Here is a 16,737-nt window from a genome sequence, read left to right as displayed (position 1 = left end):
AACATGTACGAAGATGATAAGCGGGAGCAGGGTGGTGTTAATTATAATTCTTATTTGAATTCACAGAGTAATAACAACTCTTATGGAAATGGACAGTCGGGGAATAACAACTATTCATATGGTAACCCGTATTCATACGGAAATGGTCAGCAGCAGAGTGGATATAATTATGGAAATGGCGGTAATAATTATTCATACAATAATCCACAAGGCGGTCAGACCTATGGAACATATCAGTATGGTATGGCAGACAATGTTGATTCTGCACAGGGACCTGTTAAAAAGAAACATACAGCAGGGATTGTTGTTGCAGCACTTGTGATAGTCGCATTGATAGTAGGCGGTGTGGGAGCTTCTTACTATGCGATATCCAATCATATTTTTGATAAAGAAGATAGTCAGCAACTTGCGGTAGAAGAAAATGATGAGAAAGAAGCTGATAATGAAGTTGCAGAAGCAGAAACTGAAAAGCAGGTAAAGACAACAACAGTGACTGCAGAGACCAAAGCAGTTGTAACTGATGTAACAGCAGTAGTTCAGGAAGTTATGCCTGCGATGGTTATTATCCATAATAACTATACACAGTCAGTAAACTATTTTGGATTTAAGCAGACACAGGAAGCTACAGCATCAGGAAGTGGAGTTATCGTCGGAGAGAATGATACAGAGCTTTTGATCGCAACTAATCATCATGTTATTGAAGGCGCAGATTCACTTGAAGTAATCTTTAATGATGAGACAACTGTAGAAGCCTTCGTCAAGGGTTCTAACTCAGATATCGACCTTGCTGTTATAGCAGTATTAAAGGATGACCTTTCATCAGATACATTAGATACTATTAAAGTTGCAACTCTTGGGGACAGCGATGGTCTTGTTCTTGGCGAACCTGCAATAGCTATAGGTAATGCACTTGGATATGGACAGTCAGTAACAACAGGTGTTATTTCAGCGTTGAATCGTACAATCGAGTTAGAGGATGGATCAGAGAGAACATTTATCCAGACAGATGCAGCTATTAACCCGGGCAACTCAGGTGGCGCGCTTCTTAATCTTCAGGGTGAAGTAGTTGGAATCAATTCCAACAAGCTTGGTGGTACAACAGTTGAAGGAATGGGATATGCTATTCCAATCTCAGATGCAAAACCTATCATCGAAGAACTCATGAACGAGGAAACAATGATTAGAGTTTCTGAGGAAAATAGAGGATATATTGGTATTTCCGGTGTTACTGTTACATCAGAAGTATCTCAGGTATATGGACTTCCACAGGGCGTATATGTTGCGGAAGTAGCAAATGGTGGCGGCGCTGATAATGCAGGTATTGCAAAGGGAGATGTTATTGTAGGTTTTGAGGATGCTGAGATCACATCAATGGAAGACCTTCAGACTAAACTTCAGTATTATGCTATTGGCACAACAGTCCAGGTTACAGTACTTAGACAAAATGGTTCTGAGTATGAGGAAATAGTCATGGATGTAACACTTGGAGGCGCAGCTTCAAATAATGGAAGTGAGGCAGAAGCTTCAGATGAAGGAAATGTTGGCCAGTATGATGGAAAACAGGCGCCAGGAAAGCCTGAAGACAGAGATAATGGTAATTCTTCAAGCCAGGGCGGTCATTAAGCTTTTTTGAGATTATAGCTATGGGTGGCTTAAAATGTCATCCATAGCTTTTTCTATATATACAAACGTTTCTTGTAAGTGAGGCGTATTTGACGTAAAATTGTGTAAGTATCTTGTTTTTTGTAATTTTAAGGAGTAGGAATTAATGACAGATAACAGAAATGATAATTTTGATTTTCGAGAAGTTACTGATGATGAAAATGTAAATATTGAAGATGTGGATGTATCATCAATGGAAAAAAGCGCGCATGATGGCGATGAAAGTAAAAGTGAAGTGGTGAATACATCTGATAATGATAAGAATGGCACAGAGAACTCTTCAAATAATTCTGATGAAAAGAAAAATGAATATGAAGATGTTTGCTTTGTTTGCCGCAGACCTGAGAGTAAGGCCGGAAAGATGTTCCATCTTCCAAACAATATCTGCATCTGTAATGATTGTATGCATAAGACTATGGATGCAGTGAGTCAGTTTGACTATCAGAATATGTTAAATAACCCTGGTCTGATGAATGAACTTAATAAGAATTCCGGCTTTCCTAATATAGGCTTTTTTAATATGGGAGACATGTCCAATAATAATTTTAATATGGGCGGAGGAATTCCTAATAAACAGAAGATTAAAAAGAAGCAGGAAAATGGCGTAAAACCGGCATTTGATATCAAAAATATTCCTGCTCCTCACAAGATTAAGGCTAAGCTTGATGAGTATGTAATTGGACAGAATCAGGCCAAAAAGGTTATGTCAGTAGCTGTTTACAACCACTATAAGAGAGTTGCAACAGATACTATGGATGAAATAGAGATTGAGAAATCCAATATTCTTTTGCTTGGACCTACAGGAAGCGGTAAGACTTATCTAGTTAAGACACTTGCTAAGCTATTGGATGTGCCGCTTGCAATTGCAGATGCAACTTCACTTACTGAGGCAGGATATATTGGTGATGATATTGAAAGCGTTGTAAGTAAGCTCCTTGCGGCAGCAGGAAACGATGTTGAGAAGACAGAGCACGGTATTATTTTCATAGACGAAATTGATAAGATTGCAAAGAAAAAGAATACCACATCCAGAGATGTAAGCGGAGAATCTGTTCAGCAGGGAATGTTAAAGCTCCTTGAAGGCTCAAATGTTGAAGTACCTGTTGGCGCCGGAAGTAAGAATGCGATGGTTCCCCTTGCTACAGTTAATACAAGAAATATTCTTTTTATCTGTGGTGGAGCCTTCCCTGATCTTGAGGAGATAATCACTCAGAGACTTAATAAACAGACTTCGATTGGATTTGATGCTGACCTTAAAGACAAATACGAGGATGATCCAAATCTCCTTACAAATGTAACTGTTGAAGACTTAAAGAAGTTTGGAATGATTCCTGAATTTTTGGGAAGACTTCCTATTATCTGTTCTTTGCAGGCGCTTACGAAGGATATGCTTGTCAAGATCTTGAAGGAACCTAAGAATGCTATTTTAAAACAGTATCAAAAGCTGCTTGCGCTTGATGAAGTAGACCTTCAGTTTGATGACAGTGCGCTTGAAGCAATTGCAGATAAGGCGCTGGAAAAAGAGACAGGAGCAAGAGCTCTTCGTGCAATTATAGAAGAGTTTATGCTTGATATTATGTATGAGATACCTAAGGATGAGAATATAGGAAGAGTTACTATAACAAGAGACTATATTGAAGGAAAGGCTTCTCCACTCATTGAGATAAGGGGCGAGGCAGTACAGCCTAAGCTTCCACAGTTTAACACGGAGACAGCTACTAGCTGATCATATGTACTAAAAAAGGTGCGGACAAAATGTTCGCACCTTTTCTTTTATAGATATTTTATTTGAATACAATTCTTGTTCCTGCCTTGCCCTTTAGAGCATCGCTTACGGAATCTAATGAAGTGATGAGTACAGAGCCTTCATTATTAGCCTGAAGGAATTCTATAGCAGCTTCAATCTTAGGAAGCATATTTACTTCTCCGAATTCTCCGGCTTCTATGTATTTGTTGGCTTCATCTACTGTCATATTTAAAATCGGAGCCTGATCATCTTTTTCAAAATTGGTATAAACATATGGTACAGAGGTTAATATGATAAGTTGATCAGAATTAAGCTCTGCAGCAAGTTTTCCGGCAATTGCATCTTTTTCGATAACAGCTGAAGCACCCTTTAATACGTGCCCCTGCTGAATTACGGGGATTCCGCCACCGCCGCATGCGATAACAATCTGTCCGGCATCTACAAGGGCTTTGATCGCATCGAGTTCAACGATATCAATTGGCTTGGGAGCAGCAATGATTCTCATAAAGCCTTTTCCGGGGACTTCTTTTACGAAGTTGCCTTTTTTGATCTCTGTTTCAGCATCCTCTTTTGCCATGAAACGACCGATGGCTTTAGTTGGAGCATAGAAAGCTTCATCATAGGGGTCAACTGTAACCTGAGTAAGAATAGTGCTGACAGGAGTAGAAATTCCTCGTCCGGTAAGCTCAGCCTTAAGGGAATTCTGTATGTCATAGCCTACATATCCCTGACTCATGGCACTGCACACACACATTGGAGCAGCGGTATAGTCAATATAAATTCTATGAAGTTCAGTCATGGCCTTGTGAATCATGCTGACCTGAGGCCCGTTACTGTGAGTTATTGTAAGCTGAAAACCTGCTTCGACAAGATCGGCAAGGGCTTTCGCTGTGACTTTGGTGGCATTCATCTGCTCATTTGTGTTTACACCAAGAGCGTCATGGCCAAGAGATACAACTGCCTTAGTATTATTCATTTCGTCCCCATTCCTTGGAAAATGATCAGAAAAAGATGAATCTGTAACATTTTCTAATATAATTTGTAAATAAATAGTTAAAGTTATTTTACAAAAATAATATCTACTTTACAATATCCATGAGTTTGATGTAGTATTAAACTTCGTTGATTATTGGTTGCAAATCATTCATTATTAATGTGAAGGTTGCTTATTGGTTAGGACTATTTTGATAGGTGATTTAATATGCAGAAGAATGGAAGTATAAAGGACCTTACAGTTGGAAATCCTATGGGACTCATCATGGGATTTGCGGTTTCGCTTTTGTGGGGAATGTTGTTTCAGCAGCTGTACAATATTATCGATACAGCGATTGTTTCCTGGACCTTGGGAAAAGAAGCATATTCCGGTATGGGTTCTACAGGAGCTGTCAACTTTCTGATAATGGGCTTTTGCATGGGAGTTTGTAATGGATTTGCAATTCCTATAGCACAGAGATTTGGAGCAAAAGATTATAAGAGCATGAGGAGGTTCTATACTCACGCTATTATTTTGTGCTCTATATTTGCTATTGTCATGACGATAATAGTAAGCGCATTTTGCAGACCGATACTTGTTGCCATGAAGACACCGGATTCTCTCATAGAATATGCGTATAAATATATAATAGTAATTTTCCTGGGAATTCCGGTTACTTACATGTATAACCTTCTGTCAGCTACGATAAGAGCACTTGGTGATAGTAAACACCCGGTTCAGTTTTTGATAGTTGGTTCTATTTTAAATATTATTCTTGACCTTATTTTTATTCTGGTTTTCCACTGGGGTATTTTTGGAGCAGCCTTTGCAACTGTTATCTCACAGCTTGTAACAGGAATACAGTGCCTTCTTTTTATAAGGAAAAAGATAGAGCTCTTAAAACTTTCTAAGCAGGATTGGGAGATTGACAGATCACATTTCTTCATCCTTTTGAATATGGGAGTTCCGATGGGACTTCAGTATTCAATAACTGCCATTGGTAGCGTTATTTTACAGACAGCGATAAACGGTCTTGGTGAGGATGCAGTAACTGCTGTAACAACAGCGAGCAAAGTGGCAATGTTCTTCTGTATTCCGTTTGATGCCCTTGGTTCTACAATGGCTACATACGGTGGGCAGAATGTTGGAGCTAAAAATCTTGATCACCTTACACAGGGACTTAGAGCTGCGATTAAAATTGGAAGTATCTATTCAGTGCTTGCATTTATTATCCTCAGCTTCTTTGGAAGAAATTTTGCTATGATCTTCCTGAGTGCAAATGAAGTAACATGTTTGGATAATGCACATCTTTTCCTTATTTATAACAGCTTGTTCTACATTCCGCTGGCACTTGTAAACATTGTGAGGTTCCTAATTCAGGGAATGGGTTATTCAATGTTTGCAGTTTTGGCGGGAGTTATGGAAATGATAGGCAGATCACTTGTTGCAACACTCCTTGTTCCCAAGCTTGGATTTACTGCAATCTGTCTTGCAAGTCCAATGGCGTGGATACTTGCGGATGCATTTCTTATTCCGGCATTTATTATAGTCAGAAATCGCCTGCAAAAGATATTTAACGGGCAGGTTGAGGTGTATTAATTGATAATACTCCGGCAAGTAAATATCACTATTTAAATGAAAAATAGTGATGTATACTAGCCGGAGTATATTTTATTTCATTGTAAATTGATTCGCATTCCTATGACTTTCCGAACGATAACAAGGAAAAATCGTTCGGAAATCTGCCTTTGGCAGATACGCCTTCACCTAAAGGTGAAGCCTAGTCCAGTACGGATACCGTATTTCTGAGGAAATTCGGTATCCTATGAAATAGAAAACTCTCCGCTATGGATGTGACTGATGCGCAGATTTGATTAATTATAGCTATATGTTATGACAATTCATTGTGCATATTTTGCAGCATGTTTGGGTCGAGGTCAGGATTTATCTTGGTTATACGCCTGTCGTAGGTTATAAGTCCATTGACTTCTTCCTCTACATCGCTAAGCTGAGTATAGACGGCACCTGCAAGTCCTTTGGAAATAAGAGGCTTAATGGAGCCGTTTATTAGGTTATAGTAAGCTCTTCCAAGCTCGTCAAGGGTATCATATTTTTTATAACCATAAACTCTGTCGACACTGCTGTGACCATCCATATGAAGTGTAAAGCCGCCATATTCTGAAATGACAAAGGCTCTGTCATTTTTATCTATCTCAACCGAAAGAGGTCTAAAGTAATTGTGGACACTTCGATAATCTCCACTGCCCTCATCAAACCATCCGCTCGCCTGATCAATTGGTCTTGTGTCATCAAGTTCTCTTGCGACAATCGTGGCACTTGCAGCATTGAACTGTCCCCAGCCTTCGTTAAATAGAACCCAGGAAGCAATACTTGGTACATTATATAAATAACGTATGGTATTCTTCATTTCCTGTATCCACTCTTTGCGGCCTTCAGCAGAGCCTCTTGAGAAGGTTTTGTAGGTTGCAGGCCCATCAGGCATTCTGCCAAATACATTTGGGAAAAGAGTTGGGAGATATGAAACGACTGGTTTCGCATAAGAGGAACCGCCGCTGACCATATCCTGCCATACTATCATTCCGAGTCTGTCGCAGTGATAGTACCAACGTGCTGCTTCCACTTTAATATGTTTTCTAAGCATATTAAAATGAAGTCTTTTCATTTCAGTTATATCAAAAATAAGCGCATCATCGGATGGAGCAGTATATAATCCGTCAGGCCAGTAGCCCTGATCAAGAACTCCCATAAGAAAATATGGTTTATGATTTAAGCAAAAGCGGCTTATTCCTGAAGAATCTTTTTCAATAGAATAATAACGCATTGCAAAATATGAGCGAACATGATCATCATCTGTATCTATCTGTAACGGATAAAGATATGGATTCTCCGGGCTCCAAAGATGTGGCGCATCTATTGAAAACTTAAATTGGTAGAAACAAGGATCGTTTTGGGTACTTGTTTCATTGGATGGATATGTGTCAGAAGAAAATTGACCATCTCCTGAAAATGCAGCTTTGGGCGTAAATGACGAAGGGCATTTTACCATTTCGTGCCCCGGTATTTTTACAGTAACCTTAGTAGGCTGATTGGTTGAGACTTCAATTGAAACAGTTTTGAGGTCTGATTCAGGAGTAATCTTGATTTCTCTGATGTAAGTTGCCGGAACTTCTTCAATCCAGACGGTCTGCCATATGCCGCTTTGAGCAGTATAATACATTCCACCGCGCTTAAGCGTTTGCTTGCCTCTGCTGTGGAAGGATGAATCCGTAGTGTCTTTTACTCTAACATGAAGAGTGTTGTGAGCGGTAGTTGAACTGCGAGCATAATAAACAAGGTGGTCTGTAATATCAATAGTAAATGGAAGATACCCGCCACTATGTGAACAAATATACTCGGAGTTTATGTAAATCTCTGCAAATTGGTCAACTGCGCCGAAATGCAGTAGAAATCTCGAATCAGAAGACTGTCTTGTCAAACTTGGAAGGGATTTTTTATACCAAAGATACTGGTAGGGCTCAAGTCGTCTTTCAACACCTGAGAGAATTGATTCGGGTGAAAAAGGGACAAGAATGGTCCCATCCATTTTATCGGGAATGAGATCGTTTCCTTCAGATGAAACGATGCAGTACTCCCATTCGCCGTTTAAGTTATAATAGCTGTCTCTCTGAAATTGTGGTCTTGGGTACTCTTTTAACACCTTGTTTTTATCAAGGTGTTCGCCCCAAACGGTATATAGTCTGTTTAAAATATCATCTTCGTGTGGCTTATCGATTGCACGTATTGCATCAATTAAGTCCATAATCATCCTTCCTTAATACAATGATTTTTTATTAAATAATTGTCAGTTAGATGCATTATTTCCTGCTTTTGATATGAGATCCTGATAAAAAGATGTTACAGTGGCGTATCTGTATACGCTTATCCACAATAGTGGAATGAAAAGCGTTACGATGCCTAAGAGGTACATGGGAATAAAACTCAGGTACAGACAAAGAAGTCTGATGCGATTTCCTTTCATGAGATTTCTGCTGGTGGCTAAAAGGTTCCTGGCAGAGCGGTCTGGAAAATCATGTAGCAGGAAAAACGCTTGTGAATAAGTGAGTATTATGTATAGATCAATAATAAGTCCAATGATCAGAGCAACTGTCAATCCTAGGATAAGATTAAGCGATGTATTCTGATGAAGGAAAAACAGTAAAAGAGAAGCCGGAAGGCTGACTAAAAAATCAACAAGAACAAATACTGACTGAATTATCACGGCTTTTTCCGGATGCTGTTTTAAACCAAAGAAAATATCAGAAGCAGATATAGTCTGCGAATAAACCAGATTAAGATAGAGGTAAGCTTTACCTGAAACAAGCACACCCAAAAGTATATTAACTATTAAAGTGATGAGCTGATTTATGATAAGAATTATAAGACTGCCTGAAGTGGCAACTGTAGTAATCCCGGAAATAAAAACCTGAATCACAAAGATCATGATATTTGCAAGTATCAAAGTGCCATACTTATCCAGAGACCTTTCTCTGGCTGTAGCTTTTAACTGAGCTGCTGAAACTGAATTAGACATATAAAAAAATACTCCCCAACAATACTAATATTTCTTAAAAATCCTCATCCATATTGGCCCCTAAAACTGCCTGTCTATCAAGGGCTTTGCGCTCTTTCTGATATGGATTGTCTTTTCCTTCTTCGCTATATTTGATCATAGTAGCAGTTTCACCGCCACATATATAAGAACGACCACATTCAGGACAAATGGCTGTTTTGATCGAAACTGATGCCTGAAGTACCTTTCCATTGTTCATGGCTGCGTCCTTGTAGGCATTGCTTACATGTTCCTGTTCATGTCCGCGTACACGCGCAGCAGCAGACTCAGGACTGATGTGCTGAGCACTTTTAAACGAAACCATTTCATCGGAACCATCCTGATATTTCCTGTTCCTGCAGGTCTCACACTCAGCAGGTGATGAACGCTTTCCCTGAACTTTCTGAGTGGATTCGTTAGGATTAAGTATAGGTTTGGCTTCACTTGGAGCGGTTACTCCGGGTATATCAAAATTAGGATATGTATTGTAAGCGCTGTATGCGCTTCCTATCGCACCAATGAGACTCATAGGCATACTCCCTTCTACACGTAAAAGAGAAGGAGTTATAATTCGCCAAAACTTGCACCTATCTCTTTTAACATGTCATCAAAGCTTTCGCCGTAGTACTGCTCTGAAATCTTATTTAATCTCTGACGATACTCGGGATTGGTGATCACACCGTGAATGTTTGTGACAACAACAGCGTAACCAAGAACTATTCCAAGTGAACCATATATCAGAGCCTTCTTCGCCTGAGGCAGTAATCTATCCGCGTTTCCCTTTGATAAAATTGCAAAAACAATAGCTACGCCACCAAGTATAATGCCTGTGTACATAAAGAAACACAAAGGCAATGAAATAAGAGCCAGTACAAGGGCTATGGTGGCTAAATGAACGTGTTTGTCAAGCTCGTTATGAGCTTTGTTGTAGTTGTAGTTATTATAAAAATATTGATTGTCCCCGTTTTCACCCATCAATACTATTCCTCACAAATACAGATTCTTACTATAGATTTTACAATAAATGAGCCATTTTTACAATGTTGACGGCTTTTCCTAAAGTCTTGAAAACTTTGTGAAAGGCTTGGTATAATGTATAAGTGTGTGCTGTTTATGAAAAGTTAATTGAAAATTAGGATTATTTTTTCATTAATGGCAGTAGATATATGGTGGATTTTCTTTTTGATTATCCATTGGATTTCTAAGTATTTTAGTTTTATGGTGAGGAAGATATGGACATAGTATTAAAGATCAAAGAAGAACTCGGTGTTGAAAAGTGGCAGGTAGAAGCGGCAGTTAAGCTTATTGATGAAGGCAATACCATTCCATTTATTTCACGATACAGAAAAGAAGTTACCGGTTCACTTAATGATGAGCAGCTAAGAAACCTTGATGAACGACTTAAGTATTTAAGAAGCCTTGAAGAGAGAAGACAGCAGGTTCTGGATTCTATTGAAGAACAGGGTAAGATGACAGATGAGCTTCGAGCTAAGATTATTGCAGCAGAGACCATGGTAGCTATCGAGGATCTTTATCTTCCATACAGACCTAAGAGAAAGACAAGAGCCAGCATTGCAAGAGAAAAGGGACTTGAAGGACTTGCACAGATTCTTTTGGCGCAGGAGACCACAAAGCCACTTGCGGAAGAAGCAGCAGCTTTTGTTGATCCGGAAAAAGAAGTTGAGGATGCAGCACAGGCGCTTCAGGGAGCTATGGATATCATCGCTGAAGATGTATCTGACAATGCAGACTTTAGAGCATATATAAGAGAGACCACAATGGAGCAGGGAATTCTTACCAGTAAGGCTAAGGATGAGAAAGCTCAGAGTGTTTATGAAATGTATTATGGCTACGAGGAACCTGTAAAGAAAGTTCTTGGACATAGAATTCTTGCTCTTAACAGAGGTGAAGCTGAGAAATTCCTTGTGGTTAAGATTGAAGCTCCTGAGGAGCAGATTTTGCAGTATCTTAATAAGAAGATGCTGAAAAATGACAACCCTATCACAACACCTGTTATTCAGGAGATCAATCAGGATGCGTATGAGAGACTTATTGCACCCGCGATTGAGCGTGATATAAGAAATGAACTTACAGAAAAAGCTGAAGATGGCGCAATCACAGTATTTGGCAAGAATCTGACACAGCTTCTTATGGCGCCTCCTATCGCAGGAAAAACTGTACTTGGATGGGATCCTGCTTTCAGAACAGGATGTAAGCTTGCCATTGTGGATGCTACAGGAAAGGTGCTTGATACCAAGGTAATCTACCCTACAGCACCACAGAATAAAGTAGAAGAAGCTAAAGTTGAACTTAAAAAACTTATAGATAAATACAATGTTGACCTTATTTCAGTAGGTAACGGTACAGCATCAAGAGAGTCTGAGCAGGTAATTGTTGAGCTGATAAAAGAACTTGAGAGACCGGTGCAGTACGTTATCGTAAACGAGGCGGGAGCATCAGTTTATTCAGCAAGTAAGCTTGCTACAGAAGAATTCCCACAGTTTGACGTAGGACAAAGAAGCGCTGCATCAATTGCAAGAAGATTACAGGATCCGCTTGCTGAGCTGGTTAAGATAGATCCTAAGTCAATCGGTGTAGGCCAGTATCAGCATGACATGAACCAGAAAAAGCTTGGCGAGACACTTGAGGGTGTTGTAGAAGACTGTGTTAATAAAGTAGGTGTTGATCTTAACACAGCATCAGCTCCTCTTCTTCAGTATATTTCAGGTATCAGCAAGACAATTGCCAAGAATATCGTGGATTATAGAGAGGAAAACGGAAGATTTAAGAGTAGAGCAGAGCTTTTGAATGTTCCAAAGCTTGGACCGAAAGCATACGAACAGTGCGCAGGTTTCCTTAGAATTGCTGACGGAGAAAATCCTCTTGATGCAACAAGCGTTCATCCTGAATCCTATGAAGCAACACTTAAGCTTATGGATAAGCTGGGGATTACTTTTGACGATGTACGTGCTGCTCAGAAGAATGCAGCTAAGGCAGTTTTGGAAAAGCCTGTTGCTAAAAAGGAAGAAAAGCCTCGTCCACAGAAGAAACAGAAGCAGGTTGTTATCAGAAATACAGGCACAGCTATGGGAGCCGCTTTGGCAGCAGCGCTTGCAGGAAGTAACCTGGCAGTTGTTGATGATGGTAAAGCTGACAGTTCCAAGAAAACAGCTCCTGAAGCAGACAAAAAGGCAGAAACGTCCGTTGTATCAGGCAGCTTGTCAAGAAAAGTAACAGAGGCTGAAAAGAAGAAACTTTCCGAAGAACTTGGAATTGGTGAGATTACACTTACAGATATTCTCAGCGAGCTTGAGAAGCCATCAAGAGATCCTCGTGAGAATATGCCGGCGCCTATTCTTAGAAGCGATGTCCTTGATATGAAGGATTTAAAGCCGGGAATGATCCTTAAGGGAACAGTTCGAAATGTTATCGACTTTGGATGCTTTGTTGATATAGGTGTGCATCAGGATGGACTTGTACATATTTCTCATATCACAGATAAGTTCATCAAGCATCCGCTTGAGGCAGTAAGTGTTGGCGATATTGTTGATGTTCAGGTTCTTGATGTAGAACTTGATAAAAAGAGAATAGCACTTACAATGAAGCTTGGTGATCCTGCTAAGATTGCAGCAGAGGCAGCAGCTAAAGCAGCAACTCGTCCAACTCCAAAGGCTGAGAAGGAAGAGAAGAAGGCTGCACCAAAGAGAGCATCAGTTGTAGCGCAGGTTGCAGAGGCAGCAGGTGTGGCTAAGAAACCTGCAGCGCCAAAGAAAACTGAAACACCTAAGAAGGCAGAAGCACCAAAGAGTGATGCTGCCGTGAAGAAAGCTCCGGCAGAAGAGAAGAAGGCTGAGCCGGTTAAGAAGCTTAAGAAAAAGGGAATTGTTATATTTAAGGGTAACGCAAACGAATAAAGATATGGCGGCAGGGAGACCTGCCGCTTTTGCGTTGTGTTAATGGGGGATTTTTTGCTTGTAGGACGCCGGGCTGTCTTACAAAGCGAAAAACTGTATGTTGAGAAGTGAGTGTGAATATATGTAGAAGTCTACATAATAGTTTGTTGCAGTGTGAGGATTGGTTAATTAAGCATGAGTAAAGAAACTACGCGGTAACTCTAATTGAGTAAGAAATGGCAGTTTATAGTAGGATTAATGGATTTGCATATTATATTATCAATGAAGAGTTTTAGGCTTGCATGAGTTACTTGTATAGGAGCAATTTGTGTTATCAGTAAGTGAAAGAGTCGTTTTGATAATAGTATTGCTTGCGAATGTGGTATTTTGCCAAATAGTTGGTTACATATGAATCAAGGATAATACACAAGTGTAATAAATAATGGGAGGCAGAGGATAATGACACCAGATAAGTTGAGCAGTGAAGGAAGATTTGATTCTTTTGATAATGGGGAAGTTCTTTATGGGAAAAAGAAGAATCATTTGCCGGCAATGGGATGGAACAGCTGGAATGCTTTTGGAAGTGGAAATACAGAGGCGTTGACTAAAGTAATGGCAGATAAGTTTGTTGAGCTGGGACTTGATAAGCTTGGATACAAATATATAGTTCTTGATGATGGATGCTATAAGGACAGCAGAGCCACTGGGAAACTGTCTAATGATGAGGTTAAGTTTCCCAGTGGATTTAAGGCGCTTGGAGATTATATCCATGAAAAGAATCTGAAATTTGGAATGTACAATGATATTGGCACAAATCTTTGCGCAGGTGCAGAGGTTGGAACGTGCGGACATGAGGCTGAGGATGCGGCAAGTTATCTTGGATGGGGCGTAGATTTTCTTAAAGTGGATAACTGTTATTATCTGTGGGATAATGCAACTTTTTCAAATCCTGAGAATGCAAGATATACATTTGCTCCAAATATCAGAGCAGTCAAGATTGACGGCAAAGAGTATAAGATAATAAAGAATCCGGAGGATGGTGAGAAACTATCCTGTGGAATAGCATATGATAAAGCTGAAACAGGGGAAAGTTCTTTTTACGTAAAGAATGTAAAGCTGGCCGGAAGCAGAGCTTTTGTTGAGGAAGACTACGTATCAGGAATAGGAACCTTTGATGGGACAGGTCCTGATGCTACACCAAGAACTCTTAGAAGCAGCGAGATTGTTTTTGAGATTGAAAGCGATTCAGATAAAGAAGTTTCACTTCAGGTGGAATATGCGACAGGCAAGAGAGAGAATGTGGGAAGCTGGCTTCAGGTTGCTGTTGATGAAGAGGTTTTCTACGATGATTTTGTAAAAGAAACTGACGAAGAAAAGAGTTTTATCTGGAGTTGTGAACTTCAAGTTAAGCTGAAAAAGGGATTAAACAGCTTAAGACTTATGAATCACAGACGCCAGGAAAATACGCTAAATTCTTATGCGAGATTACTGAAAGAGCTTAATAGTCAGGCTCCTGACAATGATATTATTTATTCTGCCTGTGAGTGGGGAAAGACACATCCTCAGAACTGGGCATATAAGGTATGTGATTCCTGGAGAGTACTAAATGATATTACATTCAGAGTTGGAAGTGACGGAGATCCTGGAGTCGGAACGTGGACAGGTGATTATACTACAAGCGTTGCAACGCAGTACAGCAAGGCTGTTATCATGGATGAGTTTGCAGGTCTTGATAAGGGTTGGAATGATCCTGACATGATGATGATAGGAATGAATGGACTTAATATGGTTCAGTGCAGAACGCATATGACAATGTGGTCTATGATGAATTCTCCTCTTATGCTTGGTCTTGACCTTAGACGTGTTGAAAAGGGTGATGATATTTACAATATAATTTCAAATAAGGATATCATTTCTCTTAATCAGGACGCACTTGGAATTCAGGCTAAAAGAGTATATTCAAGTCTTGCTAAAAATGAGCCTGACAAGGAATACATAAGAGATATTAACAGAGTTGATATCCTTTGCAAACCTCTTTCTGATAACAGATTTGCTCTGAGTTTTATAAATGTAAGTGAGCAGGATAAAACTGAGAAGTATTCAATTAACGTTTCTGACCTCAAAAAGTATTTTGGCGACAGAATAAAGGGCAGTGAAAGCTATCTGGTTAAAAACCTTTGGACAGGTGAAACTTATGAAAATACGACAGGCGTGTTTGAAGTTGATGGCCTTAAGGCTTGCGATAATGTGACTATTGAGGTTTGCATGAAGTAAATGTAAATTATAGGGGATGCTGAATCAAACAGTGTTCCCTTTTAAATTGTGGTTATTTAATATGACAGAAAAAGATTTTTTTGACAAACTAATTGAAAATTATATCCTATGTACCGGAAAAGACATTTCAGCTGAACAACTGGGTTATTATCTTGAATTCTTTCTTGACAGATATCCGGATGAAAAGCTGAATCAGAAGCTTACAAAGAAGGTTGCGGCAAGGATGATTCACGAGTTTTTGAAAAATGTTCTGAAGCTTTCTGACATGGATTGGGGAGCTGCAACAGCACTTAGGGATATTTATGAATGCAGAGTGTGTTCCAATGCTATTGCGCAGGTTTATGTACGTGGTATAATATCTCCGCTGACAAAAGATATATTTGGATTAAATGAAATCGTAACAAAAGAGCAGGCAGATGAGATACTGCATAAGTTGGAGGATTTTTTACAGTGAATTATTTGAAGAAGTTCAAACAGGACCCGGTATTATACAGCGCATGGACGTTGGCGCTTATTTCAGCATTTTTTGTGAGACCGGACAAGAGCTATTTGGATTATATAGACTTTAGATCACTTGGAATTCTTTGGGGACTTATGGTTATTATTCAGGGACTTAAAGAAAACTCTGTTTTTGAGAAAATCGGGCAGATACTGATGCAGAAGGTTGATAAGTCATGGCAACTTGCGGCTGCTCTTATTTTTATGTGCTTTTTTGGAAGCATGCTGATCACAAATGATGTGGCGCTTATTACATTTGTTCCTTTTGGAATGCTTGTATTAAAGAGCTGTAAGCGTGAAGATATGATGATTCCGGTGGTTGCGCTTCAGACAATAGCAGCTAATCTTGGAAGTATGTCCACACCTATAGGAAATCCACAGAATCTTTACCTTTATGGAACAACAGGAATGAAACTTGGAGAGTTTGTAGGGTGCATGCTTCCATACACAATAGCTGCTGCACTGCTTCTTCTTGTAAGCCTTGTCCTTATTCCGGGAAAAAATGAGAAAGTCGGCCTTGAATCTGATCACATGGTCGTAAAGAATTTCGGCAGCAAGATTCAGATTGGAATCTATGCAGTGCTGTTTGTTATTGCGTTATTGTCAGTGTTAAGAGTTCTTCCATGGTGTGTTATGGCCATTATTGTTCTTGTTGTAGTAGGAGGAATGGACTTTAAGATACTTCTTCGCGCAGATTATCTACTTATACTTACCTTTATAGGTTTCTTTATTTTTACAGGAAATATGGCAAGAATTGATGCAGTTAGTGAGTTTCTTAAGAATATCACTGCAGGAAAAGAATTTACTGTCGCAGTAATAGCAAGCCAGTTTATCAGCAATGTTCCGGCTACGCTTATGCTTTCAGGTTTTTCTACAGATTATAAAGAACTTCTTATTGGTGTGAATGCAGGAGGACTTGGAACTTTGATCGCATCAATGGCAAGTCTTATATCCTTTAAGTTTTATTCATCTGCTTACAAAGACAATCAGGGAAAATATATAGCATATTTTACTGTTGCAAATATCATTTTCCTTGCATGCTTTGTGGTGATGCATTATTTCCTGTAATGATCAATTCATG

The 16,737-nt window shown here is 39.5% G+C and carries 12 protein-coding genes; 7 read left to right on the top strand and 5 right to left on the bottom strand.

Going from position 1 to position 16,737, the window contains the following annotated elements:
* Positions 1-3: 3 nt before the first annotated feature.
* Entirely contained in the window at positions 4-1,623 is a 1,620-nt protein-coding gene (locus tag BM086_RS08590; protein WP_092325609.1) for a S1C family serine protease, read from the top strand.
* A 145-nt stretch (positions 1,624-1,768) separates the two neighbouring features.
* Positions 1,769-3,388, top strand: coding sequence for an ATP-dependent Clp protease ATP-binding subunit ClpX (gene clpX, locus BM086_RS08585; RefSeq protein ID WP_175560172.1), 1,620 nt, complete (start codon positions 1,769-1,771; stop codon positions 3,386-3,388).
* A gap of 58 nt (positions 3,389-3,446) precedes the next feature.
* Here clpX and arcC read toward each other — a convergent pair whose 3' ends face one another.
* On the bottom strand, positions 3,447-4,385 hold the full coding sequence (gene arcC, locus BM086_RS08580) for a carbamate kinase (RefSeq protein WP_092325608.1): 939 nt from the start codon (positions 4,383-4,385) through the stop codon (positions 3,447-3,449).
* Positions 4,386-4,610: 225 nt separating this feature from the next.
* Between arcC and BM086_RS08575 the strand changes: the two genes are divergently transcribed.
* Positions 4,611-5,981, top strand: coding sequence for an MATE family efflux transporter (locus BM086_RS08575; protein ID WP_092325607.1), 1,371 nt, complete (start codon positions 4,611-4,613; stop codon positions 5,979-5,981).
* Between the two features lie 292 nt (positions 5,982-6,273).
* Here BM086_RS08575 and BM086_RS08570 read toward each other — a convergent pair whose 3' ends face one another.
* The 4 genes from BM086_RS08570 to BM086_RS08555 are packed head-to-tail and all read right to left on the bottom strand — an operon-like array spanning position 6,274 to position 9,966.
* On the bottom strand, positions 6,274-8,202 hold the full coding sequence (locus tag BM086_RS08570; RefSeq protein ID WP_092325606.1) for a glycoside hydrolase family 2 protein: 1,929 nt from the start codon (positions 8,200-8,202) through the stop codon (positions 6,274-6,276).
* A 42-nt stretch (positions 8,203-8,244) separates the two neighbouring features.
* The gene (locus BM086_RS08565; RefSeq protein WP_092325605.1) at positions 8,245-8,973 is read right to left on the bottom strand and encodes a DUF975 family protein; all 729 of its coding nucleotides are present in this window, start codon (positions 8,971-8,973) and stop codon (positions 8,245-8,247) included.
* A 34-nt stretch (positions 8,974-9,007) separates the two neighbouring features.
* Positions 9,008-9,520 (bottom strand): hypothetical protein, encoded by a 513-nt coding sequence (locus BM086_RS08560; RefSeq protein ID WP_092325604.1) that lies wholly within the window; start codon positions 9,518-9,520, stop codon positions 9,008-9,010.
* A 35-nt stretch (positions 9,521-9,555) separates the two neighbouring features.
* Positions 9,556-9,966, bottom strand: a complete 411-nt coding sequence (locus BM086_RS08555; protein WP_092325603.1) for a hypothetical protein — start codon at positions 9,964-9,966, stop codon at positions 9,556-9,558.
* A gap of 257 nt (positions 9,967-10,223) precedes the next feature.
* Between BM086_RS08555 and BM086_RS08550 the strand changes: the two genes are divergently transcribed.
* The 4 genes from BM086_RS08550 to BM086_RS08535 all read left to right on the top strand — a co-directional run bounded on the left by BM086_RS08550 (position 10,224) and on the right by BM086_RS08535 (position 16,724).
* On the top strand, positions 10,224-12,905 hold the full coding sequence (locus BM086_RS08550) for a Tex-like N-terminal domain-containing protein (protein WP_092325602.1): 2,682 nt from the start codon (positions 10,224-10,226) through the stop codon (positions 12,903-12,905).
* Between the two features lie 438 nt (positions 12,906-13,343).
* Positions 13,344-15,158 carry a glycoside hydrolase family 27 protein gene (locus BM086_RS08545; RefSeq protein WP_092325601.1) on the top strand — a complete coding sequence of 605 codons (1,815 nt, stop codon included), beginning with the start codon at positions 13,344-13,346 and terminating at the stop codon, positions 15,156-15,158.
* A 61-nt stretch (positions 15,159-15,219) separates the two neighbouring features.
* On the top strand, positions 15,220-15,612 hold the full coding sequence (locus BM086_RS08540) for a hypothetical protein (protein ID WP_092325600.1): 393 nt from the start codon (positions 15,220-15,222) through the stop codon (positions 15,610-15,612).
* Complete coding sequence (locus BM086_RS08535; protein ID WP_092325599.1) at positions 15,609-16,724, top strand: SLC13 family permease; 1,116 nt, start codon at positions 15,609-15,611, stop codon at positions 16,722-16,724. Before BM086_RS08540 ends, BM086_RS08535 begins: the two co-directional genes overlap by 4 nt.
* Positions 16,725-16,737: the final 13 nt, after the last annotated feature.

The organism is Butyrivibrio sp. YAB3001 (assembly GCF_900112195.1).
Taxonomy (GTDB): Bacteria; Bacillota; Clostridia; order Lachnospirales; family Lachnospiraceae; genus Butyrivibrio.
Note: the sequence above shows the minus strand (reverse complement) of the source record. Positions and strands in the feature narration are given on the sequence as shown.